This is a genomic window from Segniliparus sp. (genome assembly GCF_051660745.1).
Taxonomy (GTDB): domain Bacteria; phylum Actinomycetota; class Actinomycetes; order Mycobacteriales; family Mycobacteriaceae; genus Segniliparus.
Map to the genome: position 1 here is coordinate 127,787 of NZ_JBOFQF010000003.1, position 25,239 is coordinate 153,025.

General features: G+C 66.3%; 20 protein-coding genes. 13 read left to right on the forward strand and 7 right to left on the reverse strand.

Annotation, left to right across the window (positions count from 1 at the left end):
• Positions 1–74: 74 nt before the first annotated feature.
• The 4 genes from ACRC20_RS01000 to ACRC20_RS01015 form a co-directional block, all read right to left on the reverse strand.
• Positions 75–1,319, reverse strand: a complete 1,245-nt coding sequence (locus ACRC20_RS01000) for an LmeA family phospholipid-binding protein (RefSeq protein WP_438684451.1) — start codon at positions 1,317–1,319, stop codon at positions 75–77.
• The gene (locus ACRC20_RS01005) at positions 1,316–2,155 is read right to left on the reverse strand and encodes a carbon-nitrogen hydrolase family protein (RefSeq protein WP_438684655.1); all 840 of its coding nucleotides are present in this window, start codon (positions 2,153–2,155) and stop codon (positions 1,316–1,318) included. The genes ACRC20_RS01000 and ACRC20_RS01005 overlap by 4 nt, the downstream gene beginning before the upstream one ends.
• A 13-nt stretch (positions 2,156–2,168) precedes the next feature.
• The gene (locus ACRC20_RS01010) at positions 2,169–2,831 is read right to left on the reverse strand and encodes a DUF2505 domain-containing protein (protein WP_438684452.1); all 663 of its coding nucleotides are present in this window, start codon (positions 2,829–2,831) and stop codon (positions 2,169–2,171) included.
• Between the two features lie 69 nt (positions 2,832–2,900).
• Entirely contained in the window at positions 2,901–3,419 is a 519-nt protein-coding gene (locus tag ACRC20_RS01015) for a DUF2505 domain-containing protein (RefSeq protein ID WP_438684453.1), read from the reverse strand.
• Between the two features lie 24 nt (positions 3,420–3,443).
• On the opposite strand from ACRC20_RS01015, the gene ACRC20_RS01020 reads away from it, so the two are divergent.
• Positions 3,444–4,538, forward strand: coding sequence for a UDP-N-acetylmuramate dehydrogenase (locus ACRC20_RS01020; protein WP_438684454.1), 1,095 nt, complete (start codon positions 3,444–3,446; stop codon positions 4,536–4,538).
• Here the strand turns inward: ACRC20_RS01020 and ACRC20_RS01025 are convergent.
• Positions 4,528–5,835 carry an NAD(P)-dependent alcohol dehydrogenase gene (locus ACRC20_RS01025; RefSeq protein ID WP_438684455.1) on the reverse strand — a complete coding sequence of 436 codons (1,308 nt, stop codon included), beginning with the start codon at positions 5,833–5,835 and terminating at the stop codon, positions 4,528–4,530. The two genes, ACRC20_RS01020 and ACRC20_RS01025, sit on opposite strands and share 11 nt — an antisense overlap.
• Before the next feature lie 170 nt (positions 5,836–6,005).
• Between ACRC20_RS01025 and ACRC20_RS01030 the strand changes: the two genes are divergently transcribed.
• The 9 genes from ACRC20_RS01030 (at position 6,006) to ACRC20_RS01070 (ending at position 18,890) form a co-directional block, all read left to right on the forward strand.
• A complete protein-coding gene (locus ACRC20_RS01030) occupies positions 6,006–7,217 on the forward strand; it encodes an Ig-like domain-containing protein (RefSeq protein WP_438684456.1) in 1,212 nt (403 codons plus the stop codon).
• Positions 7,218–7,278: 61 nt separating this feature from the next.
• Positions 7,279–7,674, forward strand: a complete 396-nt coding sequence (locus tag ACRC20_RS01035) for a hypothetical protein (protein WP_438684457.1) — start codon at positions 7,279–7,281, stop codon at positions 7,672–7,674.
• Between the two features lie 88 nt (positions 7,675–7,762).
• Positions 7,763–10,132 carry a UvrD-helicase domain-containing protein gene (locus ACRC20_RS01040; protein ID WP_438684458.1) on the forward strand — a complete coding sequence of 790 codons (2,370 nt, stop codon included), beginning with the start codon at positions 7,763–7,765 and terminating at the stop codon, positions 10,130–10,132.
• A 39-nt stretch (positions 10,133–10,171) separates the two neighbouring features.
• A complete protein-coding gene (locus ACRC20_RS01045; protein ID WP_438684459.1) occupies positions 10,172–11,140 on the forward strand; it encodes a LysR family transcriptional regulator in 969 nt (322 codons plus the stop codon).
• Between the two features lie 327 nt (positions 11,141–11,467).
• On the forward strand, positions 11,468–12,286 hold the full coding sequence (locus ACRC20_RS01050) for an enoyl-CoA hydratase family protein (RefSeq protein WP_438684460.1): 819 nt from the start codon (positions 11,468–11,470) through the stop codon (positions 12,284–12,286).
• Positions 12,287–12,690: 404 nt separating this feature from the next.
• A complete protein-coding gene (locus ACRC20_RS01055; RefSeq protein WP_438684461.1) occupies positions 12,691–14,298 on the forward strand; it encodes an acyl-CoA carboxylase subunit beta in 1,608 nt (535 codons plus the stop codon).
• A gap of 5 nt (positions 14,299–14,303) precedes the next feature.
• Entirely contained in the window at positions 14,304–16,307 is a 2,004-nt protein-coding gene (locus ACRC20_RS01060) for an acetyl/propionyl/methylcrotonyl-CoA carboxylase subunit alpha (RefSeq protein WP_438684462.1), read from the forward strand.
• Positions 16,308–16,368: 61 nt separating this feature from the next.
• On the forward strand, positions 16,369–17,601 hold the full coding sequence (locus ACRC20_RS01065) for an MFS transporter (RefSeq protein WP_438684463.1): 1,233 nt from the start codon (positions 16,369–16,371) through the stop codon (positions 17,599–17,601).
• A 59-nt stretch (positions 17,602–17,660) separates the two neighbouring features.
• The gene (locus tag ACRC20_RS01070; protein WP_438684464.1) at positions 17,661–18,890 is read left to right on the forward strand and encodes a phthiocerol/phthiodiolone dimycocerosyl transferase family protein; all 1,230 of its coding nucleotides are present in this window, start codon (positions 17,661–17,663) and stop codon (positions 18,888–18,890) included.
• A 66-nt stretch (positions 18,891–18,956) separates the two neighbouring features.
• On the opposite strand, the gene ACRC20_RS01075 is transcribed toward ACRC20_RS01070, so the two are convergent.
• Both ACRC20_RS01075 and ACRC20_RS01080 read right to left on the reverse strand, forming a co-directional pair.
• A complete protein-coding gene (locus ACRC20_RS01075; RefSeq protein WP_438684465.1) occupies positions 18,957–20,369 on the reverse strand; it encodes a CoA transferase in 1,413 nt (470 codons plus the stop codon).
• Between the two features lie 406 nt (positions 20,370–20,775).
• Entirely contained in the window at positions 20,776–21,744 is a 969-nt protein-coding gene (locus ACRC20_RS01080) for a M23 family metallopeptidase (RefSeq protein ID WP_438684466.1), read from the reverse strand.
• Positions 21,745–22,021: 277 nt separating this feature from the next.
• Here ACRC20_RS01080 and ACRC20_RS01085 point away from each other — a divergent pair, with 277 nt between their 5' ends.
• From ACRC20_RS01085 to sucD, 3 genes are read left to right on the forward strand one after another with little or no spacing between them, the layout of a single operon-like run.
• On the forward strand, positions 22,022–23,056 hold the full coding sequence (locus tag ACRC20_RS01085; RefSeq protein ID WP_438684467.1) for a hypothetical protein: 1,035 nt from the start codon (positions 22,022–22,024) through the stop codon (positions 23,054–23,056).
• Between the two features lie 9 nt (positions 23,057–23,065).
• Positions 23,066–24,232, forward strand: a complete 1,167-nt coding sequence (sucC, locus tag ACRC20_RS01090; protein WP_438684468.1) for an ADP-forming succinate--CoA ligase subunit beta — start codon at positions 23,066–23,068, stop codon at positions 24,230–24,232.
• Positions 24,233–24,255: 23 nt separating this feature from the next.
• On the forward strand, positions 24,256–25,161 hold the full coding sequence (gene sucD, locus ACRC20_RS01095; protein WP_438684469.1) for a succinate--CoA ligase subunit alpha: 906 nt from the start codon (positions 24,256–24,258) through the stop codon (positions 25,159–25,161).
• The last annotated feature ends 78 nt before the right edge of the window (positions 25,162–25,239 follow it).

A 25,239-nucleotide genomic window follows, 5' to 3' on the forward strand; every position in this document is an offset into this window, starting at 1 on the left:
GCGATCTCCAGCTCTGTCCCTCGGGCGCGAGCTGCCCCACCGCTTCTCGCGGACCCTGCTCGTTCGTCGCGTGCTCACTCGAACCAGCGAAGGGCGGAGCACTTCGTCCCCTTCACCAGGGGGGCGTTGTCCGCGTAGAACTGGAAGACGATCGAGTCCGGCTTGACCTGCACAGATTTCGCCTTCAGCCCCATCGGGTAGCTCGCGACCCGCTTGGCGACCTGCTCGATGGCGGGCCGGGCGAGGGTGTTCACCACGCCGGACACGTCCAGCCCGATCTTGCGGAAGTCGGGGAGGTCGATGCTCTTGACGCGGATGCGCAGGTTGTGCTGCTTGTCGATCTCGGGCTGGATGACGATGACGGCACGGGCCTGGAGCACGCCGATCTTGCCGTTCACGTCGATGGAGAACTGGTTGTGCTCCTGGTCGAGCTTGACGGCGTTGACGGCGGTGATGGGGGACTCGGACTGGTTCGGGTCCTTCAAATCCCGGTTGGCCAGGGTCTGGCGAATGCCTTCCTCGGTCCAGACGACGTTGGTCGTCATATGACCGACGGAACCGCCGCCTTTCGTGACGTGCACATTCTCCAGCAGGGCCGAGACGTTCAGGCCTTTGATGGCCTCCTTGAGCTGGACCGTCCCGTCCTGGTCGAATTTGTCCACCGACCCGTTCTGCGCTCGGACCGTGAGATACGGGATCTCGTGGTCGAGCAGGCTCGAAAGCAGGAATTTGCTGTGGTTGTAGTCGACGTCGACCTTGGTGTGCAGGATGTTCTCGGCGGCCTCGTCGGCGCAGACTCCGAGCAAGTGCCGGGCGACGAGCTCGCCGCCGAGCACTCCGACGACCCCGAGCAGCAGCGCGACCACGAGGCCGAGCGCGATAGTTTTCAGCTTGCGTTTCGGCTGCCTCCCGCCGGCCGCCTTGCCGTCTTCGCCCGGCTCGGGCTTTTCGCCCGGCTCGTCCGCCGAGGCAGCTCCGGCTGCCGCAGCTGCGGGCAGCTCGGCCGTCTCGACCGAGGGCAAGACCGTGGTGGAGTCGGCTGGGACGGGGGAGGGGAGCTCTTGGGTGGAGTCCACGCCCTCCTGCTCGGCCATGGGCAGCTCGGTCGTCTCGTCCGGGGCGCTCGGCCGCGTCGCGGGGAGTTCGGCGGTGGCATCGGCTGCTTCCCCGACGGCGGGCAAGACGGTCGTGGCGTCGTCGGCGGCAGGCAGCTTCTCCGTGGGCGGCTCCTCCGCCGAACCGGCCACAGGGCGCTCGGCTTCCTCGTGCTGGGTGCCTTCGGCCGGGTCTTTCGGATCGGAATCGTTCGAGTCGCTCATCGCCTTCGCACTTTACCAGTGTTCGCTGTGGGGACCGGTGCCACAGCGTTTCCGCTGAGGACGGGGAGTGCTGCCCGAGCCTGGTCGACAAGGCCGAGGTCGAGGTCGACGACGAGCAACTCCGGCGCGGCGCCGGCCTCTTCGAGCACGTCGCCGAATGGCGAGACTGCCCGGCTGAACCCGACTCCGGTCGGGGCGTTCCCCGGCTGCGGGCCTGTTGTTGCTCCAGGGTCTGCCTGGTCGCAGGCGAGGACGAAGGAGGTGCTGTCCAGTGCGCGGGCGGCGGTGAGCAGGCGCCATTGCGCGACTTTGCGCGGGCCTGAGCCCCACGAGGCGCTGACCACCAGAATCTGCGCGCCTTTTCGGGCCAGCTCCTGGTACAGCCACGGGAAGCGCACGTCGTAACAGGTGGTGAGCCCGATCTTCGCGGCGCCGATGTCGATGACGACGAGCTCGTCGCCCGCTTCGACGGTGCGCGACTCGGCGAATCCCAGGGCGTCGAAGAGATGGATCTTGTCGTAGTGCCGGAGTTGCGCCCCGTCGGTGGCGAGCAATGTGTTGCGGACCCTGCTGTCGCCAGTCTCGGCAGGAGAAAACATGCCGACGACGATGGCGAGGCCCAGCTCGGCGGCGAGCTCGTGGATCCGGGTCGCCCACGGCCCGTCCACCGGTTCGGCGACCGGCGCGAGCGGCTCCCCGAACCGGCGCATGCTGGCCTCGGGGAAGACCACGAGCTGCGCGCCGCGCGCCTTCGCGGCGCGCGCGGCTTCCTCGACGAGCGCCGCATTGGCCGCGGGGTCGGGGCCGGAGAGGATTTGCGCCAGCGCGACGCGCACGGTGCTCATCGGCTCACCAGGTCTGGATGATGTCGGCCGCGCTCTGGGCGATCCGCTGCGCGGTCGCACGGGGGTCGTCCTCGTCCGGGCGCCATCCTTCGAAGAAGGCGTCCACCTCGTCCTGGGTCCAGGCAGGGGGGCGCGGCGAGAGCCACTGGCACAGGTACTCCGCCTCGCCTCGGACGAGCTCTTTGAGGTGCACCAAGATGAGCTGCTCGAGTTTGGGCCCGATGATCGGGACGAACACCCGGATGTTCATGCTCCGGCGGATGAGCGTCCCGCCAGAGCCGTTGTCGATCAGGCCGACGCCGCTTTCACGCGTCGTGAGCGAGCCGCCGAACCTGCCCGGCGCGGCAGGGACGGAGGCGGAGAAGCTGCCGTTGTTCCCCTCTTCGTCGGCGAGCCCGGGGCGCAGGAACTTCTCCCTGCGGGTGATGTGCATGTCCACCTTCATGATCGACTTGGCGATCGCCGGAAGGTACTCGTGCGGAAGCTTCTGCTTGATCTCGATCTCGACGTAGTCGTCGGTCTTCTCGAACTTTGCGATTTCCGACTTGTCGGTGAGTTGCAGCCAGAGCTTCATGAGGTCTTCCCAGAACTCTTGGCTGGAAAGCCCCTCGAAGACCCGCTCAGGCGTATGCCGGTACCGGACGGGAAGGTGCAGAGTGCGTGCCATGAGCAACCATCATACTGCTGCTCCGAGTGTGCGGATGCTGGCCGATAGCAGGCCCAGGCGCCGCGCAGTTCAGTGTTTGGCGAGCCAAGTGGTGGTGAAGTCCCGCTCTTTGTCGAGGAGTTCGAGGACCTGGCCGGAGAGGCCGGACTCGAGCTTCGCGCCGAGGAAGGGCACGCTCACCTTCACCTCGCCGCTGTAGCGGATCGTGGAGCCGTTCTCGTTCGGGACGAGCTCGCCGTCGCCGCGGATGCGCGCGGGAGTCCCGGGGACGCTGACGGTGAACCAGCCGACGGCGTTGCCGTCTTCCAAGGGGCCCCAGTGCTCGCTGCGGTGGATGACCAGATCGCCGCTGCGCAGTTTCGCGATCATCGGGGGCAGCTCTTCCGCCGGGATGACATGGCTGGACCGGACCGAGAACCAGCCCTCGCCCACCGGCTCGCCGTCCGGGTCCGGGCTGAAATCGAGCGTCGCGCCCTCGCCTCCGACCTCGTTGATCCGGTCCGACCAGTAGGCCTGGTCGGTGAGCACATCATGCAGTCGCTTCGAGTCAACAGAGAACTCGGCGGAATAGTCAACGGGAGTCGCCACTAGGGCAGGCTACCGTGTCAGGTGATGGAAAGCGTGCGCCTCCCCCAAGAATTGACCGCCCTCGGCGTCGAAACGCGTGAAGACGCGACGTTCGCTCAGCTCACAACCCTGCGGGTCGGCGGGCCGATCGGACTGCTCGTGGACTGCCCCACGCGGGAGAGCGTGTTCGGAGCCGTGGAGGCGCTCGCGTCCGCGCAGGTGCCGACGATCTACCTCGGCGGCGGGAGCAACCTCGTCGCCGCCGACCAAGGCTGGGCGGGCGCGGTGCTGCGCGTCACGAGCGAGGGGCTCTCCAGCACGCTGGACTCGGACGGCGGCTTGGTGCTCGCGGACGCGGGAATCGGCTGGGACGAGCTTGTCGCTTTCACCGTGGAATCGGGGCTCGGCGGCCTGGAGTGCTTGTCCGGGATCCCCGGCAACGCCGGGGCGAGCGTGAAGCAGAACATCGGCGCGTACGGGGCGCAGCTCTCGGACTGCCTGGAAGCGGCCGAACTGTGGAATTGGAGCACCGGCGAGCGCCGATGGGCCACGGCGGAAAGCCTTCGGCTCGGCTACCGCTCTTCGGCGATCCGGCACGAGGAGTGCGTGGTCGTGCTGGGCCTGCGCCTGAGGCTCGCCTCGGACGGGTTGTCCGCGCCGATCCGCTACCGCGAGCTGGCCGCCGCCGTCGGGGTCCGAGAAGGCGAGCGAGCGCCCGTCCAGGACGTCCGCAAGGCCGTCTTGGCATTGCGGGCGGGCAAGGGGATGCTGCTCGACGCGGACGACCACGACACGTGGAGCACCGGCTCGTTCTTCGTCAACCCGGTGCTGGCGCTGCCCGAGGCCGAGCGGCTGTTCCCGAGCGAGCGGCGGCCCGAGCGCATGCCGTGGTACCCGGACAGTGGCTCGGTGAAGCTCTCGGCGGCCTGGCTCATCGAGCAGGCGGGTTTCGCCAAGGGCTTCCCCGGCGAGGGGGCGCCGGTCCGGCTCTCCACCAAGCACACCCTTGCGATCACGAACCGGGGAACAGGGACCGCCGCCGACGTGGTCGAACTCGCCAAGCAGGTCCGCGCGGGCGTGCTCGAAACCTTCGGCGTGCTGCTCGAGCCGGAGCCGATCCTGCTCGGGGTCAGCCTTTGATGGTGGCCGCGTCGACCACATAGCGGTAGCGGGCTTGCTTGTCGACGACCTTCTTCCAGATATCGCCGATCTGGTCGGCCGCGATCACCTGGGTCTGCGGCCCGATCTTGTTGGCGGCGCAGAAGTCGATCGCCTCCTGGGTCTCGCGGATCCCGCCGGTGTTCGAGGCGGCGATCACGACCTGGTTGCCGAAGATCGACATCTGCCCCCACTCGTTCGGCGTGGCGAGCTTGCCGAGGCCGACGCGGCAGAACACCCGCTGCCGCTTCATCAGCGGGAAATATGGTTCGAGGTTGTGCGCGTAGGGGACGGTGTCGAGGATGAAGTCGAACGACCTGCGCATGCCGTCCATCTGCGTTTTGTCCTCGTTCACGACCACAGCGCCCGCGCCGAACCGCTCGGCGTCGGCGGCTTTGTCGGGCGAGGTGGTGAAGGCGACGACCTCGGCTCCGAGCTTCTTCGCGACCTGCACCGCGAAATGGCCGAGGCCGCCGATCCCGACAACGCCGACCCGCCATCCTTCGCGCACGCCCCAGGCCCGCATCGGGGAGTACACGGTGACTCCGGAGCACGCCATCGGCGCCAGTTGTGCCAAGTCGAGCCCTTGCGGCGCTTTGAGCACGTAGTGCTCGCGCACGACGATGCTGTTCGAATAGCCGCCCTGGGTGTAGCCGCCGGGGTCCTGCGACTTCGCCCCGTAGGTGTGGGTGTACCCGTTGAGGCAGTAGACCTCGTTCCCGCCGACGCATTCCGCGCAGTGCCCGCAGGAGTCGACCACCGTGCCGACCGCGACCTGGTCGCCCGGTCGGAACCGGGCGACCGCCGATCCGACCTCGACGACGACTCCGGCGATCTCGTGCCCTGGCACGAGGGGATAGGGCGGCGTGCCCCAGTCGGCGTGCCCGAAGTGGACGTCCGAATGGCAGACCCCGGTGTATTTGACATCGATCCGGACGTCGTCGGGACGGACCGCGCGCCGCTTGAACGTGATCGGGGAGAGGCTCCCCGATGCGTCGTGCGCGGCCCAGCCCCGCGCGTCGGTCTCGCCGGAGGCGGCGGACGGGGTGTTCGGCGTCGAAGCGGCAGAGGCTCCGGCCGAGGAGTTCGCGGCATGGTAGCCGCCTGCCGAGGGGTTCGGCTTCGACGCGCACGCCGCGGCCCCGGCTCCCGCGACAGCGGTGGCGAGAGCGGCGCCGCGCAGGAACCCGCGCCGGTCGAAGCCGCCGGTTTCGGGATCCGTGGGCGAGAGGTCCGCTGGTCCGGCGCTGCCAGGCTCGTCGAGCTGTTCGTCGGGCATCTCGCCTCCTTCGTCAGAGATGGTCGGGATATCGCGGTGCTCGCATACGAAGTCTAGTGGAGGCTGCGCAGCCAGCCAGATGTCGCCTATAGGGCCGCGTTCGTGTCGATGGCAGCACGGAACCGTCGCGACAAGGTAACCTTTCATTCGTGGACGGACAGTTCCGTAGATTGACTGACGAGGCCGCGCGGGCTTGGGAGGCCGCGCCGGTCTCTCGTCGTGCCGCGCTCGTCGCGTTGACCGGCGCGACGGCGTTCGCCGGGTTTTTCTCGTGCGGACACCCGGACGAGAACGGCAAGCCCTCGGCCCCGACGACGCGGGCGAATCCGAGGGCGGGGCTCGCCTTCGAGCCCGCGGACGGCGCGAAAGACGTGATTCCGTCGAGCGCGACGAAGATCGTGGCGACCGGCGGGACGCTGGTGCAAGCCCATCTGATCAGCGACGACGGCAAGGTCGTCGAAGGCAAGCTCGGGCAGGACGGCACGAGTTTCGAGACCAGCGCGCCGCTCGAATTCAGCCGCAAATACTTCTTCACCGGCCAGTCGAAGGCGCCGGACGGCACGCCTGAGCCGTTCCTCTCCTCGTTCGCGACGCTCGTGCCGAAACAGGTCGCCGAGGTCAACGTGAACATCGGCGACGGGCAGCCGGTCGGGGTCGCCGCGCCGATCATCCTGCGCTTCTCCGCGCCGATCAAGAACAAGGCCGCGATCGAGCACCGGCTCAAGGTGAGCTGCGAGCCCGCGACGGAGGGCTCGTGGGCGTGGCTGCCCGACGCGGTCGGCGAGCAGGCGCACTGGCGCTCGAAAGAGTACTTCGAGCCGGGCACCAAGGTGCATCTCGAGGTGCCGCTGTTCGCCGAGGACTTCGGCGATGGCGTCTACTGCGGGACGGAGACCCTCACCAGCGACTTCACCATCGCGCGCCATCAGCTCGTGAAATGCTTCGTGCCCTCGCACCGGATGCAGGTGTACCGGGGCGATGCGGTGATCATGGACTTCCCCTGCAGCTACGGCGAGGGCAACGAGACCCGCAACACCACCCGAACCGGAATCCACGTGGTGACCGAGAAGTACGCGGACTTCTACATGTCCAACCCGCCGTACTACACCAACGCCCACGAGCGCTACGCGGTGCGGATCTCCAACAACGGCGAGTTCATCCACGCCAACCCGAACACCATCGGGGACCAAGGCTCGACCAACGTGTCGAACGGATGCGTCAACCTCTCCACAGAGAACGCGCAGCAGTACTTCGGCACGGCGCTCTACGGCGACCCGGTCGAGGTGACCGGCACCTCGGTGCAGCTCTCTCCTTCGGACGGCGAGATCTACGACTGGACGTACGACTGGGAGACCTGGCGGGGCATGAGCGCCCTCGGCTGACGGAGCCGCGCACGGGGCTTTTCTGTAGACTGGAAGCTGGCATCTCGAACCAGGAGGCATCATGCCCGGCAAACTCTTTCGCGCGGCCGCGTCGGCGCTCTGCGTCGTCGCCGCGCCGTTGTGGGCCTCGGCCGCTCAGGCGGGGCCGCCCGGCTCGCCGGGGTACTGCCCCGGGGACGGGCTCATGCACGATTGGGACAACGGAAAGGCGTTCGCGCCGTGCCCGATCGGCGGAGGGCTGGTGAGCACCCCGAAGGGCAATGTCTGGGTGGACCGCAACGGGACCGTCCATCAAGCCGCGACCCCGCAAGGCGGGGACCAGCGGGTCGGCCCAAACCCAGACGAGTACGCGCAGGACAGCGACGGCGAGCCGAACCACAGGTCGGCGCACGTCCAGCCGGGCGCTCCGCCGCCCACCCCGCAGGGGAACGCCAGCGTGGCAGGCGGCAGGCCGTAGCGGGACGCGGTATCTCGAACAAACTTTCGCGAAACGCTGATCGGGCTGCCGTCGGGAAGGGCCGATTCTCGGTAACCTCGATATCCTCATGAACGCGTCCGAGCAGATCCTCCAAGGCCTCAACCCGCAGCAAGCCGAAGCCGTCGTGCATCTCGGCGCGCCGCTGTGCATCATCGCTGGCGCGGGCTCGGGCAAAACCTCGGTCATCACCAGGCGGGTGGCGTGGCTGCTGGCCGAGCGCCAGGCGCGTCCGAGCGAAATCCTCGCGATCACGTTCACCAACAAGGCCGCAGGAGAGCTCAAGGAACGGGTCGGAGCACTGGTCGGTGGCCGGATGTGGGAGATGTGGGTCTCCACGTTCCACTCCTCCTGCGCCCGTTTGCTCCGCGCCGAGGCGGGGCAGGCTGCGGGCTTCGACCGGAACTTCACCATCTACGACGCGGACGACTCCAAGCGCTTGCTCACGATGGTCGCGGAGGAGTTGGAGCTCGACACGAACCGGTTCCCGCCGCGCATGCTGGCGGCCAAGATCGGCGAGCTCAAGAACGAGCTCATCACCCCCGAGGCGGCGCTGAAGGGCGTGGACGACCCGTTCGACCTCATTCTCGGCCAGGTGTACCGGCGCTATCAGGAACGCCTCTCCTCGGCGAACGCGATGGACTTCGACGACCTGATCATGCGGGCGGTGCAGCTGCTGCAGACGGACCCCGAGGCGGGCGGGCGGTGGCGCGAGCGGTTCCGCCACGTGCTCGTGGACGAGTACCAGGACACCAACCACGCCCAGTACGTGCTGATCCGCGAGCTGGTCGGCGCGGGCGCGGGGACCCAGGTCGGGGCGGAAACGTCCGCCTTGACCGTCGTCGGCGACTCGGACCAGTCCATCTACCGGTTCCGGGGCGCGACGATCCGCAACATCGAAGAGTTCGAGCGCGATTTCCCCAATGCCCGCACGGTGCTCTTGGAGCAGAACTACCGCTCGACGCAAAACATCCTCTCCGCGGCGAACGCGGTCATCGCGCACAACCAGGGGCGCAGGGAGAAACGGTTGTGGACCGAGGCGGGCGACGGGCAGCAGATCACCGGATACGTCGCCGACCACGAGCACGACGAAGCCGGGTTCGTCGCGACAGAGATCGCCGAGCTGGTCCGGTCGGGGGCCAAGCACGGCGACATCGCGGTCTTCTACCGCACGAACAACGCGTCGCGCGTGTTCGAGGAGGCGTTCATCCGGCACGCCGTGCCGTACCGGGTGGTCGGCGGCCAGCGCTTCTACGACCGCAGAGAGGTCCGCGACGTGATCGCCTACCTGCGGGTGATCGCGAACCCGTCGGACGCGGTCAGCCTCTCGCGGATCATCAACACGCCCCGCCGGGGGCTCGGCGACAAGGCTCAGGCGCAGATCGCGGCGTGGGCAGGCGCGCGGGGGAAGACCTTCTGGGAGGCATGCCAGGCGGCGGCTGGCGGCACGATCGCCGCGCTCGCGGCCCGGTCCCAACGCTCGGTCGCGGATTTCGTCGCGATGATCACCGGTCTGCGCGACGAGCTCTCGTCGGGAAGTCTGACAGTGGGCGAGCTCGTCGCGCAGACGGTGGAGCGCAGCGGCTATCGCGCTGTGCTCGCCGACAGCACGGACCCCCAGGACGGCGCGCGGCTGGAGAACCTCGACGAGCTCGTCTCGGTCGCGGTCGAGTACGGAGAGCTCGTGGCGGGGCGGGAGGACGGCGCCGTCGCCGACGGGCTGGCGGGCGAGATCCGTGTCGGCCTCCCCGTCGAGGAGGACGACGACCAAGGGATGGCCAAGCTGCGGGAGTTCCTCGAACAGGTCTCGCTTGTCGCGGACTCGGACCGGCTGCCCGAAGGCGGCTCCGAATCGGGCGTGGTCACGTTGATGACGCTGCACACCGCGAAAGGACTGGAGTTCCCCGTTGTGTTCCTGACGGGGCTAGAGGAGGGGCAGTTCCCGCATCTGCGCTCGCTCGGCGACCCGGTCGAGCTCGCCGAGGAGCGCAGGCTCGCGTACGTCGGGATCACCAGGGCGCGGGAGCGGCTCTATGCCAGCAGGTCGATCACCCGCACGCTGCGGGGCTCGCCGATGACCAATCCGCCGTCCCGGTTCTTGCTGGAGATCCCGCCGCACCTGGTCGCCTGGCGCCGCGGCGAGCCCGACCAGACCTGGGCGGGCTTCACGCGCAGCGATTTCGGCTCGGTGTCCGCGCCGAGGGCTGATAGCGCGGTCTCGTTCCGGAAGCAGCCTGTCGAGCGAGGCCCACGGGCGAGGCCGAACCTGCGCCACGAGAGCTTCGAGGTCGGCGACCGTGTCAACCACGACAAATACGGCCTCGGCACCGTGACCGCCAGCAGCGGTCACGGCCAGGCGGCCACGGTCACCGTCGATTTCGGCAGCGGGGGCACGGTGAAGCTGATGCTCATCGGGGGAGTCCCGATGTCGAAGCTCTGATTCCCGCAGTTCTCCCCCAGGCTCGTTAAGCTGCTGAACATGGATTTCTCGTCGAGGTTGTTGGAGCAGTTCGTCGTTTTGGCGGAGGAGAAGCACTTCGGGCGGGCTGCGGAGCGGTTGTCGATGAGCCAGCCGCCGTTGAGCCAGGCGATGCGGCGGTTGGAGCGGGGGATCGGGGTCGAGCTTCTCGCGCGCAGCACGCGAGAGGTGCGTCTCACCGCTGCGGGCAAGGCGTTCGCGGAGGACGCGAGGCGGTTGCTCGAGAGCCAAGCGGGCGCGGTCGAGCGGGCGCGGCGGATCGCCAAAGGGCTCGAAGGGGAGCTCCGGATAGGGTACGTCCCAGGCCTGGGGTATTGGTTCGTGCCGCGATTGGTGGGATTCGCCGCTGAAGAGCTTCCCGGGCTGCGCGTCCAGCTGCGGCAAGGGCGCAGCAGCGCTCTTCTGGACGAGGTTCGTTCTGGCGCTGTGGACGTCGCGTTCATTCGCAGGCCCCCGCGCAAGGCAGAGGAGGCAGATGGGATCGAGGTCCGGCTTTGCGCCGAGGAGCGGTTGTGCGTCGACGTGCCGCCGGGGCACCGGCTTGCGGGAGCCAAGTCGGTCCGGCTCGCCGAACTCGCCGACGAGGAGTTCGTTCTGCCGTCGCCCCGGACATTGCCGGAGCTGTACCACCAGGTGGTGGGAGCGTGTCAGCGCGCTGGATTCATGCCGCGCATCCGAGTCCACGCGGACGATCTGCTCGGCATCGTCAGCTACACAGCTGCGGGGCTTGGTATCAGTTTTGTCCCCGAGCCCGCCGCGGTCCTTGGCCACGGCATGGTGCTGACCATTGCGCTGGAGGAAGACGCGGGGGTCGGAGCGGCGCCTGTTTTCTCCGTGCATCGGCGAGAGCCGGATGTCGCTGTCGCCCGGCTCCTCGATCTTGTGCGTCGTCGTCGCGAGGAGTTCGAGTGGAGGGGCGTCCGCGAGGGGGGACCAGAAACTCCGGACCCCTCGTTGGGCAATGTTTGAAGGACCATCGCGCACCGGGCTTTTGGTCGAGCGCCAGTGCGCCGTCCACGGAACATAGTGTCCAACATATTTTGATGCCCGTTTTTATATCCTCAAGGATATGAAAACGGGCATCAAACGTATTCTGCTGCCCGTTTTTATATCGTACGGGATATGAAACCAGTTCAAATGTGGGATCTGACAGAAATAATCGAGATCTCTTGAGGGAACAAGTTCGCCAAATTAGAATCTCAGACGTGGCGGCCTCGCTGGCGGGCACGCGATTGTTTCCGGCGGGCACACGGTTGTTTCAAATTATTTCAGAATTGAGATTCAGGAGCCTTTTCTATGGCAGCAATTGATGGTCAAAATCACGACAGCGCCACTGGCGAGCAGCCCCTCATCGATGTCGTCCGCTCGCGCGGCTTCGTGACCATCACGCTGGACTCCCCGCACAACCGCAATGCTTTGGGGCTCCCGCTCATCGCGCAGCTCAAGGCCGCTTTGAAGGCGGCAGGGGACGATCCGTCTGTGCGCGGGGTGGTGCTGACCCATCGTGATGGAGCTTTCTCGGCAGGCGCCGACCTCACCCGCGCCACAAAGGTTGGGGAGTCCTCCACGGAGGACGATTCTGCGGTCGTGCAGCTCGCGAGCTTGTTCCGGACCATCCTCGAGCTGCCGAAGCCGGTCGTTTCGGCGATCGACGGCGCGACCCGCGGCGGGGGCGTTGCGCTGGCGGCGGCCTCCGACATCGTGATCGCCGGTCCGAACGCGCATTTCGGCATGCCAGAGGTGCGTCTCGGTTTTGTGCCGACCACGGTGTCCCTGGTCATCCTGCCCAGGGTCGACAATCGCGCGATCAGCCGCTACTACCTCACCGGCGAGAGTTTCGACTCGCAGGAGGCGAAGCGTATCGGGCTTGTCACAATCGCCACGGACGATGTGGCGGGAGAGCTGGAGCGCGTCAAGGAGAACCTGATCAAGGGGTCCCCGCAAGGGCACCACGAGGTCAAAAAGCTCGTCAACCAGCGGTTTCTGGACAACTTCGACAAACTCCCCGAGCTCGCCGAGTTGAGCCTGCGCCTGATCACGACTCCGGAGGTCCAGGAGGGGCTGACCGCCTTCTTCCAAAAGCGACAGCCTTCCTGGGCCGTCGTCTCGGATTGATCCGCTCCGGGTCCGCGCAGGCGCCCCTTGGCGTGAGGGCCGCTCGGCTCGAAGCGGCCTCGGCCGTTCCGTGAGGCCGAGCACAATACAAAAGAATATTGGCTTTAGGCACAAATATAAAACTGGATTGGTCCAACTGAATTGGTTCAGAATGACGGTAGCCGCCCCTCTAGTTGACAGATTTTTATTTATGGCAAGGAATACGGCTAATTCGAGTTGCGCGTACGAGTCTGTCGAGTATCGTGTAGTCGGAGCACGAGAGAACGCAACCCGATTCTTGGATCAAAACAAGGCCGTGGTTGCGCGCGGAGCTATGGGTTTCTCGTCAGTTCTCATATGTGCCATTCACATTTTGTTCATAATGAATCGCTATTGTTAAGCACTCATCGAAAGGTCGTCGAGGCGTGGTCGGTATTGGTTCGCCCGTTGATTTCCATGCGAAATCGTCGCAAGAGAACTATGCGCATCAGCAAGATCTCAAGAAGCGGCTCGCCGAGTGGCGCGATCATGCGATCTCGGGCGGGAGCGAGCGCTCTAAAGAGCGGCACAAAGCCAGGGGGAAGTTTCTGGTGAGAGAGCGGATCCAGAAGCTTCTGGATCCGGCGACGCCGTTCTTCGAGATCGGCCAGATCGTCGGAGAGGGCGTTTACGACCCGCCCATCCCGTCTGCCGCCATCGTCACGGGCATCGGCTACGTCAACGGCTCGCTCGTGGCCATCTACGCGAACGACGCCACGGTCAAAGGCGGGACGTACTATCCGCTGACCGTCGACAAGACGCGGCGTGTGCAGGAGCTCGCGAGGGAACTGGGGATACCGTCCGTGTACCTCGTGGACTCGGGCGGGGTGAACGTCCAGATGCAAGACGGCGTGTTCCCGCAGACCCTCGGCGCGGTCTTCCGGAACATTGCCCAGATGTCGGCGCTCCAGCTGCCGCAGATCGGCGCCGTGCTGGGGTCGTGCACCGCCGCTGGCGCTTATATCCCCGCCATGTGCGATGAAACCGTCATCACGGACAAGCTCGGGACGATCTTCCTCGGCGGCCCCGAGCTCGTCGAAGCGGCGACCGGGATCGCCGTCGACGCGGAAACCCTCGGCGGCGCGGCGCTGCACGCGAAACAGAGCGGCGTCGTCGACCATGTCGGAGCGACGGAGGAGGACTCGTTGCTCACGGTGCGGGCGATCCTGGACCGCAACGTGGCGAAACGCAGCCCCGAGGCTCCGCCGTTCGCGCCGAGGCAGCCGCGCTACGACATCAACGATCTGCCGTATCTGATCCCGGTGAACCCGACGCGCAAGCAGATGGACATGTTCGATATCTTGGCCCGTATCGTCGACGACAGCCAGATCGTCGAATACAAAGCCCAGTACGGAACGTCGCTCATCTGCGCCACGGCCCGGATCTCGGGCTATCCCGTCGGCATCCTCGCGAACAACGGAATCCTGTACGAGGACAGCGCCGCCAAGGGCGCGAACTTCATCGAAATCTGCTCTCAACGGGGCATTCCGCTGCTCTATCTGCACGACATCAACGGGTTTATGATCGGAGAGAAGTACGAGGCTTCGGGCATTGCCCGACAAGGCGCGAAGATGATCACCGCCGTCAGCACCGCTTCCGTGCCGAAGATCGTCCTCATGTTGGGCAACAGCTACGGGGCGGGGCATATTGCGATGTGCGGACGGTTCCTCGACCCTCTGGTCATGGGCGCGTGGCCTACGGTGAAGGGCGGCGCGGTCGGCGCGGAGCAGGGCGGGGCCGTGATGGCCATGATGTACACCAAGCAGGTGCTCGCCTCGGGGAACCCCGCTCCCACCGAGGAGGAGCTGGCGCAGCTGAAGCGTCCGATCGAAGAGGCGCTCAACGAGGTGGGCAGCGCGAAGAAGCTCGCCTCGCTGCTTATGGTCGACGACATCGTGCTGCCGGAGGAGACCAGGGATTGGTTGACCACCGCTTTGCAGCTCGCGACTTTGGTTCCGGCCGAAAAACCCAACTTCGGAATCTTCAGGATGTGAGAGAAATGATCAAACGCATACTTATCGCCAACCGCGGTGAAATCGCCATCCGCATCGCTCGGACCTGTAAAACGCGGGGCATCCCCGTGGTCGCGGTCTTCTCGCCCGACGACGCCACGAGCGAGCACATCACCTTCGCCGATTCGGCGGTCCGCCTGCCCGCCGGGCCCCTGGAGGCGAACTACCTGAACATTCCGGCCATCATCGAGGCGGCTCGGAGCGCTGGGGCGGACGCCATCCATCCGGGCTACGGCTTCTTGTCGGAGAGCCCGTCGTTCGCTCGGGCGGTCGAGGCGGCAGGACTTGTGTTCATCGGCCCGGCCCCGGACACCATCGACGAGATGGGCGACAAAGCGAACGCGAAGCGGATCATGCGCGAGCGCGGAGTCAGCGTGGCTCCGGGCTCGACGGAGCCGACCGAGAACATCGACGAGCTCTTCGAGACGATCAAAGAGATCGGCACCCCCGTCATCTTGAAGCCGACAGCGGGCGGCGGCGGGAAAGGGATGCAGGTCATCCGCGACCCCGACCCCGAGCTGGTCCGGTCGGCCTGCGAGTCCGCCATCCGTGTCGCGACGAACACCTTCGGCGACGGGCGGCTGATCGTCGAACGCTACATCGAGTCCCCCCGCCATATCGAGGTCCAGGTCGCCGGGGATGGGAATGGCGAGGTCATCCATCTGTTCGAGCGGGAATGCAGCGTGCAGCGCCGCCACCAGAAGGTCATCGAGGAGGCTCCAGCTCCGAACCTGCCCGAGGCGACGCGCCAGGCCGTCATCGAGGACGCGGTCAGAGGCGCCCGCGCTATCCGGTATCGGGGCGTTGGGACCTTCGAGTTCGTGGTCGGGGCGAGCGGCGACCATTACTTCCTCGAGGCGAACACCCGCATCCAGGTCGAGCATCCGGTGACGGAGGAAGTCACCGGCGTCGACCTGGTCGGGTTGCAGATCGACATCCTGCAGGACGGGAAGCTCCCGTTCGCGCAAGAGGAGATCACGGTGTCCGGGCACGCTATCGAGGCGCGCGTCTACGCGGAGGACAGCGAGAACAACTTCCGTCCGTCCCCAGGGGTGCTCCACCGCGTCGTGTGGCCGCTCTCGTCGGTGCGAGTCGACTCCGCGTACTTCCAGCCCGGCTCGGTGAGCACCTCGTTCGACCCGATGATCGCGAAGCTGATCAGCTCGGGCCGCTCGCGCCGCGAGGCGATCCAGAAACTGGTCGTCGCGTTGAACTCCACGACGCTGCACGGATCGATCACGAACCTCGGCTTCCTGGTCCAGCTGCTGACTTCGCGGGAGTTCCAGATGGGCGAGGCCACGACGGGGTTCGTCGACGCCTTCCAGAAGGAGCGCCTCACGGGCGAGCTCATCACGAAACGCCGCCAAATCGCCGCGGCCTCTGCGGCGCTCCGCATTCTCGTCGAGCGCTACCGCAAGCACTACCCGTTGTCCCCGGGGAGCGGCAGGATCAGCGAGCCCAACAGCGATGTGCTGAACCTCGGCGAGTTCGAGCTCACCGTGAACGGGTCGGACCCGGTGCGAGTGCGAGCGAGGGAGGAGCATAAGGCCCAGCTGGTCGTCACGATCGACGATGACCGGGACTATGCCTTCGGCATCCGGCACGGCGAGCCTTATGGCGGGGCGAGCATCGAGAACCACGTGGTGAAGCTGTTCGAGATGGAAGACAGCTTCGACGTGTCGATCGACGGCTACTACTACAAGGTGCGCCGACACGTCAGAGTCCCCTCCAGCGGCGGATCGGGCTTCGGCGAGAGCGGCTCGGTCGTCAAATCGGAGATCCCGGGCACGATCACCGCTGTGTTCGCGAAGAACGGCGACAAAGTCGACGCCGGCCAGGCCCTGCTCGCGCTTGAGGCGATGAAGATGGAGTACGAGCTGAAAGCGTCGTGCGAAGGGTATGTGAGCGGATTGACCGTGCGGGTCGGCGACCGGGTCGACGGGGGCATCCCGTTGGCGTACGTGCTCGCCGAAGAGCCTGCGGCCGAGTGACGAGGCCTGCGGGCGGCGAATGTGGAGGTTCACGGATGAAAGAGCAAAGGTGAGTGGTCGCATGGTTGTGCCCGCGCAGGAGCAAGCGGTTGCGAGCGTGAAAATCCAGATGAAATCGCGCGAGTTCCGGCGCGCGACCGCCGGGCTATCCCTGATATCTGCGGCCTCGTTCAGCGAGCTGTACTGCACGCAGGGCGTTCTCCCGCAGATCGCGGCGGCATTGCGGGTCTCCAGCGGAGACAGCCAGCTCACGGTGCTCGTCGCGACCGCTGGGCTCGCGGCAGGGATGATTCCGGCGAGCCTGCTCTCCGAGCGCAAGGGGAGGCGCAACGTCATGCTCGCCTCCGCCGTGCTCTCAGCGCTGGTCGGCGTGTTCATACCGTTCTGCCACTCGTTCGTCGACCTCATCGCGCTCAAGGCGGCGCAGGGTTTCCTTCTCGCGGGAGTGCCTGCTGTCGCCCTCGCGTACATCAGTGAAGAATTCGAGCCCGCAGCTGTCATGCCTGCTGTGGGGAGATTCGCGGCGGGCACCGCGCTGGGCGGGGTGCTCGGGCGGATGCTGCCGGTATGGGTCGCCGCGGGCACCGGCTCGTGGCGTTGGGCGATGGGCGCGGCGACACTGTTGACGCTCGTGTTCACAGCGGCTTTCGTCCTGACGCTGCCGCATTCCAAGTCCTTCAAACCCACGACGGCCTCCTATCTCGGCTCGGCCCGGCTGTTCGGGTCGCATCTCGCCAATCCGAGCCTTCTGGCCATCTACCTCATCGTTTTCTGTGTCATGGGCGCGTACGTCTCGATGTACAACGGGCTCGCGTTCCATATCGAAGGCGCCCCGTTCAACATTCGTCCGGGCGTCTACAGCTTTTTCTTCCTGGCGAACCTGGTAGGCGTGGTGGCTTCGCCGAAAGCGGGAACGATAGCGGGAAAGATCGGTCCGAAGCGCACGCTTGCGTTCGCGATCGCCATCATGCTCGTCGGCGTCGTGCTGCTCGCCACGCCGTCGGTGTGGCTGATCGTGCTCGGCACCGTGTTCGTGATCGCGGGAGGCTTCGCCGGGCACACGTGCCTCACCGGCCTCATTGCGATGATCGCGAAAGAGGGGCGGGCGCAGGCGGCCACGTTGTACTCGGTTTCGTTCTACGGGGCGAGCGCAGTCGCGGGATTCCTCGGCAGCCGGGTGTTCGGCTATGCCGGTTGGACTGGCCTGGTGGCGTACACAGGGGTGCTGATCCTGGTCGGGGCCGTCATCGCGGCGACTATCCGCGTCACTCCCAAAGCCCAGCAGGAAGATTGAAAAACTGACATGAGAGGCGGTCAGCGATGACAGCTGGAACAGTATTGCCGAGTAGGCGGTTGGCCCCGTCTGAGGAGTTGTTCGCGTTCCGGGCACAACATGTCCGGTACACGCTCTGGTGCGAAGGCGCGTTGGACCTCGACGCGCTTTCCGGCGCGTTCGAGGCCCTGCTCCTGGCCCATCCGGCGTTGGGCGGCGGATTGCTCCGGACTGAGGACGGCGGCTGGGAGTTTGTGCAGGCCCGAAGCGGGGCCGCCCCGGCTCGGACGAGGGTGTATCACGGCGACCCCGACGATCTCGACGAAGGTTTCACCGAGTTGGACCAGACGTACGAGCTGTCGGGTCTGGACGTGGTGGTCCAGGGGGCGGCGGCGCGCGTCTGTTTGCAGGCCCACCATGCCGTGGCGGACGGACGGCACGGGTTGGTGCTGCTCGCCGAACTCTGGTCGCACTACACAAACATCGTCACGACCGGAAGCACAACGCCTGCGCCGCACCCGGCGCCGATGTCGATGGAGCACCACTTCGCGGCGCGGGGGATCGAGCGGATCCAACCGGTCGCGTTCAAGCGGTATGCGGCGCACGCGGCGCAGCTGGTGGCTGCGGCGGAGCACGAGGTCCCGGCTCAGTTGTCCTCTGCGAGGGTGCGGTTGAGCAAGGCGGAAACGGAATCGTTGGTCTTGCTGGGGCACAAGGAAGGGCTGACTCTCAACGGCCTGGCCTCGGCCGCATTTTTGCTCGCGAGGGCGCAGGTCGTCGGAGAACCGGTCGTGGCAGTGCCCTACCAGTTCGCCATCGACCTTCGCACTCGGGTGGAGCCGCCGATCTCTATGGTGGAGGGCACCGTGATCCAGGGCATGATGGCGTTCGTCGCGGAGATCACCCCGCAGACGGACGCCGTGGAGCTCGCCCGCGAGGTGAACCGCGCCCTGGCAGAGGACCTCGACTCCGGTGCGATTCAGAAGTCGGTGCTGAATATGGTCGACGAAGTGCTCGCAGGGAAGAAACTGCCTGTTTTCCGTCATGCGACTGGAAGCACGAACTGGGGCAGGGTGCCCGACCTTGCGGTGCCAGAGGGCCTGCGGATCGTCGATTTCCGGGGACGGTTGTCCAAATGGCCAGGAGTGCAGCCCGACCCAGAGGTCAAGGCTCCTTCCGACTTCTACATCCTCAGCTCGTTCGACGGGCAATTCAGCGCGGAGCTCTTCGTTTCGACCGTGGGCTCGGGGGAGCAGCTGGCCGACGCGGTGCGCGAGCAGTTCGCCGCTCTTATCGAGCGCGTTCAATAAACTTGCTGAGCCCGCTCTTGTCGAGCGGGCTCAGCAAATTCTGTCGTCGGCCGAAGCCGCCGCTGCCTACCACCAGGCGAGCGGTGATGCGCCTAGCGGCTCCGACGAGCGTGTCAGACGAGGAGCCAGCGTCGAGTACGAGATCTGGGTCGGAAGATAAGAAATGGCGCCCCACGGCCCGTCGACACTGGCGAGACCGTCGATGTGGCCCCCAAGGCGCGGGAGCGGCAGATGGCTCACCTCGTCCCTTGGGAACAGCCCAAGGTCCTGGATCCACATGCTGATCCGAGCAAGATCGATATGCACGCGGTAGCTGCCGCCCTCACGCTCTCGGCGACGCAGCGCTTCTATTGCGCCAGCAGCGCCAAGGAAGCTGGCCAAGTAGTCGTTCAACAAATGGGTCGGCGGCAGCTTCGGCCCATCGAACGATCCAGCCTCGACGGCGATCCCGGTTGCCGCGCAGACCGGTTGGTCGAAGCCGCCTCGCTGAGACCAAGGGCCTGTCGTCCCCCAGCTGTTGTAGTCCAGCACCACCAGTCCTGGACGGCGCTCGACAAGCGCGAGCGGGCCAAAACCTTTGGCGTCCAGGTTCAAATAGCTGTTGACGTAGATATCGGCCCCAGCGAGCACTTGCCAGAATTGACGAGCCTGCGCGGCTTCGAGCAAATTGCAGAAAGCGGCGCGTTTGCCAATGCCGGTGTCGATAATCATGCTGTTGGAATCCGGGTGTCCGGGAGCGGATATATGCAAAACATCTGCGCCGAGTTCCGCGAACATCCGAGCCGCGACAGGGCCGGCGATGACATGCGTGTTGTCCAGCACTCGCAGGCCTGCGAGCGGGCCTGCGGCAGTGGCCAGGTCGATATCGGGGAACGGCTCCGGGGCGCTGTCGCCAATCTTCTCGATATGGATCAGCGGGCTGTCCGCGAGCAGTTTCCCTTGCGGGTGCGCGCGCCATTCCTCTTTCGTGCGCACAGCTGCGGCAGAGCCGCCGCGCGAACAAATGGCCTCCTCGAGCTCGAAAGGGTCCCATCGAGCGATCGCGTCGGCGATACGTTTCTTGCTTTGCGGGCAGTCGAGCAGGTCGCAGGCGATATCGCGCAAGGCCGGGTACGTCAGCACCACATGGAAGTAGCGTCCTGTGGCGGAACGATAAAAACCGGTGTTCTCGAACAAACTGGGGTCTTCTGCGATCTGGAAGATGCTGACCCCGTTGACGCTGGTGAAGAAGACTGCCGTGAGCTGGCGAACAGCCGAATCAAGAGAGACGGTCACGTCTTGGCCGTCGCCGCCCCGCGCTCGCCAGAGCGCGGACACCTCGGTGCCGAAGGCCGCCAGCGCCGCCGCGCTCGCGTCGCCGACCCGGTGCACCGACGGAGCGACCGGGTCTGATCCGAGGATCGTCACTTTGCCGCCTGCATCGGCTTCTGCGCAGCCGAGCTGCTGGAAAAGGAATTGGAGAGGGCTTGTGTTCTCCACGCTCTGCGAGTCAATGTGCACCAAGGCTTTTCGGCCCTTTCTTATATCGACGAGTGCCGTATGAATTGGATAGTCGAAATTGCTCACGTTTAGTAGACATGGCGGACTAACCCATGTCAATCATTACGCGCGACGTATGATTACAAGCACATCGCGGAATTGCTGAATCGAAAACAGGGCGTCGCCCGTGTGGCGCTTAATTCGTGCTATTAAATAACACTATTTACGGACGTCTTCTATATCCTCAAGGATATAAATAGAGTTCGAGGCCGTCTCGCGACCGGGAATTATTAGCGCGCCCACGGATTAAACAACTAAAGAAACCCTTAGCGCGGATTTCTAAAATGTGAGAATATCGTGACCAAGCGCGGAGCGGCGATCGGCGGGTCGTCCGCCAGGCGGGAGCCTACTGCTTGCTGGCGGGGGAGCCCGCGACGTACGGCGTGCCGTCGAACTTCACGCCGCGCGCGGCGAGCCAGCGCACCGGGTCGACCTTGTCTTTGCCGTTGAGCCAGATCTCAAGGTGCAGGTGGGTGCCGGTGGAGAAGCCGAGATTGCCCATGCCCGCGATCCGGTCGCCCGCGAGGACCTTCTGGCCCGCGCGCACATAGATCGCGCTGATGTGGCCGTAGACGCTGATCGTGCCGTCTTCGTGCTGGATGCGGATCCACTGCCCGAACCCAGAGGCGGGGCCTGCCTCGACGACCGTGCCGTCCGCGACCGCGACGATCGGGCTGCCGTACGCGCCCGCGATGTCGGCTCCCGCGTGCAAGCTGCCCCAGCGGTAGCCGAAACCGGAGGTGAAGGTGCCGAAAGCGGGGGGAGTGTACAGGGGGCGCAGGTGCGCGGCCTCCTGCTGCTCGCGCTCGTGGGAGAACTCGGCGCCGGTCGCGAGCTGGTCGAGGTAGCCGGAGAAATCGGCGTGGGGGATGACGGCGGCCTGGTCGTCCGCGCCCGTCTCGCCGACGGGCTGGCTGTTCGAGGCCCCCGTGAGCTGGGTCGTCACGGAGTTCTGCGCGGTGTTGCCCGATTTGGCGGACTCAAGTCCGCATGCTCCGGCGAACGAGGCCCCGACGATGACGGCTCCGATGCCCACCGGGGTGGCGCGGAGGGATCTGGCGCGGTGCGCGGTCCGAGAAGGGTCCGGCCGCGAGGCTTCTTCGGGCTCTCGTCCGCCGCCGTGCACCTTGGCGACGAGATCGGCGACGGAGAGGGGGCGCTCGGCGGAGGAGCCGCAGTGCGCTGCGGGACGCGACTCTTCGCTCGGCTGCTCAGCGAGCTGTCCGAGGGGGGAGCACTCGGGGATGTCGGCCATCCGGAAGGGTGCGTAAGCGGTTTGTTCCGTGCGCTTCGCGCGACGCGGCAGCATGAACACCGCTCATTTCCTCCTGAGGTCAACGTCAATCTAGGAATCTGCGGGAGCGCCTGTTCTTCGTGTTGAACAGACATACGAAGCGTGACCGTTGTCGCCACTTTGTCGTAATAACTCCGTGATTCTGTCCACAGGAGACTATCCAAACCCACAGGGGCGGCGCAACTTCTCTGGAGGCTTCTTACAAACTTCTTATGAATTATCTGAGTCTTGGCTGTGCCCGCCCTGGGCCTCGGGGCGCGCTTCCCGGCCCTGCCGGAGCAGCGGTACGGTCGAAGCGATGTCAGCGCTTTCCATTTCCCACCGCGTCGCGGGCGGCCTCGGCCTCGCCGCCGGGGTTTCGGCGGTCCTCGGCGGGTCCGGCCCGCTGCTCGAAGTCCGTTCGGCCTCGGCGTTGGGCGTGCTTTTGGGAGACGCGCCCGCGACAGCGCCGGATGTGCCGGCGGCGCGCTGGGCGATTGCGGCGGGCGTGCTGCTGGTCGTGGCGGGGGCCGGGCTCCTGGTTCCCAGGGCGGCCGGGCGGCTCCGCCCCGCGCTTTCGGTGCTCTGGGCCGCTCCGATCCCCGCCGCGCTCTCGGCGCTGCGCACCGCCTCGGCGGCGGTCGACGCCTCGGTGGACCCCGACCCGTTCCTGCGGCTTGCCGCGCCGACGCTGGGGCTTGGCTGGGGCGCATGGCTGCTTGTCGCGGCAATAGCGCTGGCGAGCGCCACGGGCTTGGCCTGCGTGGTCGCCGGAGTTTTCGACCGCGAGGAATGGGATGGGGCGCGCGAGCTCGCCGCGAGCGCAGAGCGGAGCAAGAACAGCAAAGACAAAGAGGGCAAGCGAAAAGGGCGAAAGGCCCGCGGCGCGGCGGAGCGGGAAGTGGAGGCGGACCCCCGCGAGGGCCCGCTCGACCGGCGGGCGTCGGCCCTGTGCGCGGCTGCCGGGGTGTTCGGGGTGTTGGGCCTGCTGCTGCCGCTGTACGTCGGCCAAGGGTTTTGTTCCACATGGTTGCCGGACGTCCCGTTCTCGTCGCAGGCGTTCGGGCAGTTCCTTCTCGCGCTCGTGGTCGCCGCCGCGGCAGTCGTCGGCGCGAGGTCTCGCCTCAGCAGGCGGCCCGCGCTCTGCGCGGGCGCGGCGCTCGCGTTAGTGGCGTACGTCGCTGGCTATCCGTTCCTCTCGGCCAACCAGCCGGGCTCGTCCCCTGGTCCGGGGTTTTGGGCGTGCCTCGTCGCGGCGGCGGCATTCGTCGCGGCGGCAGGGGCGCCGTCGCGGCTCTCGGGGCAGTCGCTAGGCTCCTTGCGACGAGATCAGAGAGATCAACGAAAGACATAGGCGGTGAGCATGGATCTCTTCGAGTACCAGGCGAAGGAGCTGTACCTCAAGCACGGCGTGCCGACCACGCCAGGCGCGGTCACCGACACCCCCGAGGGGGCGAGGGAGATCGCCGAGCGGATCGGGAAGCCCGTGATGGTGAAGGCCCAGGTGCAGGTCGGGGGCCGAGGGAAAGCAGGCGGCGTCAAATACGCCGCCACTCCTGAGGACGCGTACGAGCACGCGAAGAACATCCTCGGCCTCGACATCAAGGGGCACGTGGTCAAGCGGCTGCTCATCGCGGAGGCCGCGGACATCGCCGAGGAGTACTACTTCTCCTTCCTTCTGGACCGCTCCATCGGCGGCTTCATCGCGATCGTCTCTTCTGCGGGCGGCATGGAGATCGAAGAAGTGGCCCACGCCACTCCCGAGAAGGTCGCGAAGATCCCGGTCGACTACAACGAAGGCGTCGACGTGGCGAAGGCCCGCGAGCTCGCCGCGGCGGGCGGCCTCCCCGAGGCGGTTTTGGACAAGGCCGCGGTGACCATCGCCAAACTGTGGGAGGTCTTCGTCAAAGAGGACACGACCCTCGTCGAGGTCAACCCGCTCGCGCGCACCCCGAACGACGAGATCCTGGCCCTGGACGGCAAGGTCACGCTGGACGGCAACGCCGAGTTCCGCCACCCGGACCACGCGGAGTTCGCCGCCGTGGCCGAGCAGGACCCGCTCGAGGCGAAGGCGAAGGCCAACGACCTCAACTACGTCAAGCTCGACGGCCAGGTCGGCATCATCGGCAACGGCGCGGGCCTGGTGATGTCCACGCTCGACGTGGTCGCCTACGCGGGGGAGGAGCACAAGGGCGTGAAGCCCGCGAACTTCCTCGACATCGGCGGCGGCGCCTCGGCCTCGGTCATGGCGGCGGGGCTGGACGTGATTTTGGGCGACAACCAGGTCAAGAGCGTCTTCGTGAACGTCTTCGGCGGCATCACCGCTTGTGACGAAGTCGCCAAGGGCATCGTCGGCGCGCTCGATGTTATCGGCGACGCGGCCACCAAGCCCATCGTGGTCCGGCTCGACGGCAACAACGTCGAGCTTGGCAGGCAGATCCTCGCCGAGCGGGCGCACCCGCTCGTGACCGAGGTGGGCACCATGGACGAGGCCGCCGACAAGGCCGCCGAGTTGGCCGCAGGCGAGTAAAGGAAACAAGGGGCTAGAGAAGAATGTCTATTTACCTGAACAAAGACTCCAAGGTCATCGTCCAAGGCATCACCGGAGCCGTCGGCACCAAGCACACCGCGCTGATGCTCGAAGCGGGCAGCCAGGTGGTCGGCGGCGTGAACGCCAAGAAGGCGGGCACCACGGTCGCGCACAAGGACAAGGACGGCAACGACGTCGAGCTGCCGGTGTTCGGCACGGTCGCCGAGGCCATCGAGAAGACCGGCGCGGACGTGTCGATCATCTTCGTCCCGCCCGCGTTCACCAAGGGCGCGATCATCGAGGCGATCGACGCCGAGATCCCGCTCCTGGTGATCATCACTGAGGGCGTGCCGGTGCACGACACCGTCGCGGCCTTCGCGCACAACAAGGCCAAGGGCTCCAAGACCAGGGTCATCGGCCCGAACTGCCCGGGGATCATCACGCCGGGCGAGTCGCTCGTCGGCATCACCCCGGCGAACATCGCGGGCTCCGGCCCGATCGGCCTCGTGTCGAAGTCCGGCACGCTCACGTACCAGATGATGTACGAGCTGCGCGACTTCGGCTTCTCCACGGCCATCGGCATCGGCGGCGACCCGGTCATCGGCACCTCGCACATCGACTCGATCAAGGCGTTCCAAGAGGACCCGGCCACCGAGCTCATCGTCATGATCGGCGAGATCGGCGGCGACGCCGAGGAGCGCGCGGCCGCGTACATCAAGGAGAACGTGACCAAGCCGGTCGTCGCCTACGTCGCGGGCTTCACCGCGCCCGAGGGCAAGACCATGGGCCACGCGGGAGCCATCGTCTCCGGATCGGCGGGCACCGCCGAGGCGAAGAAAGTCGCGCTCGAGGCGGTGGGCGTGAAGGTCGGCAAGACCCCGTCCGGCACCGCCGCGTTGGCTCGGGAAATCCTGACCAGCAAGGCTTGATTATCTTTGATGCCAGTGTGGCGTCTGTTTTCGAGTTGTACTAACGTCAGTGGCACTGGCCGGTTCCATGCCGGGCAT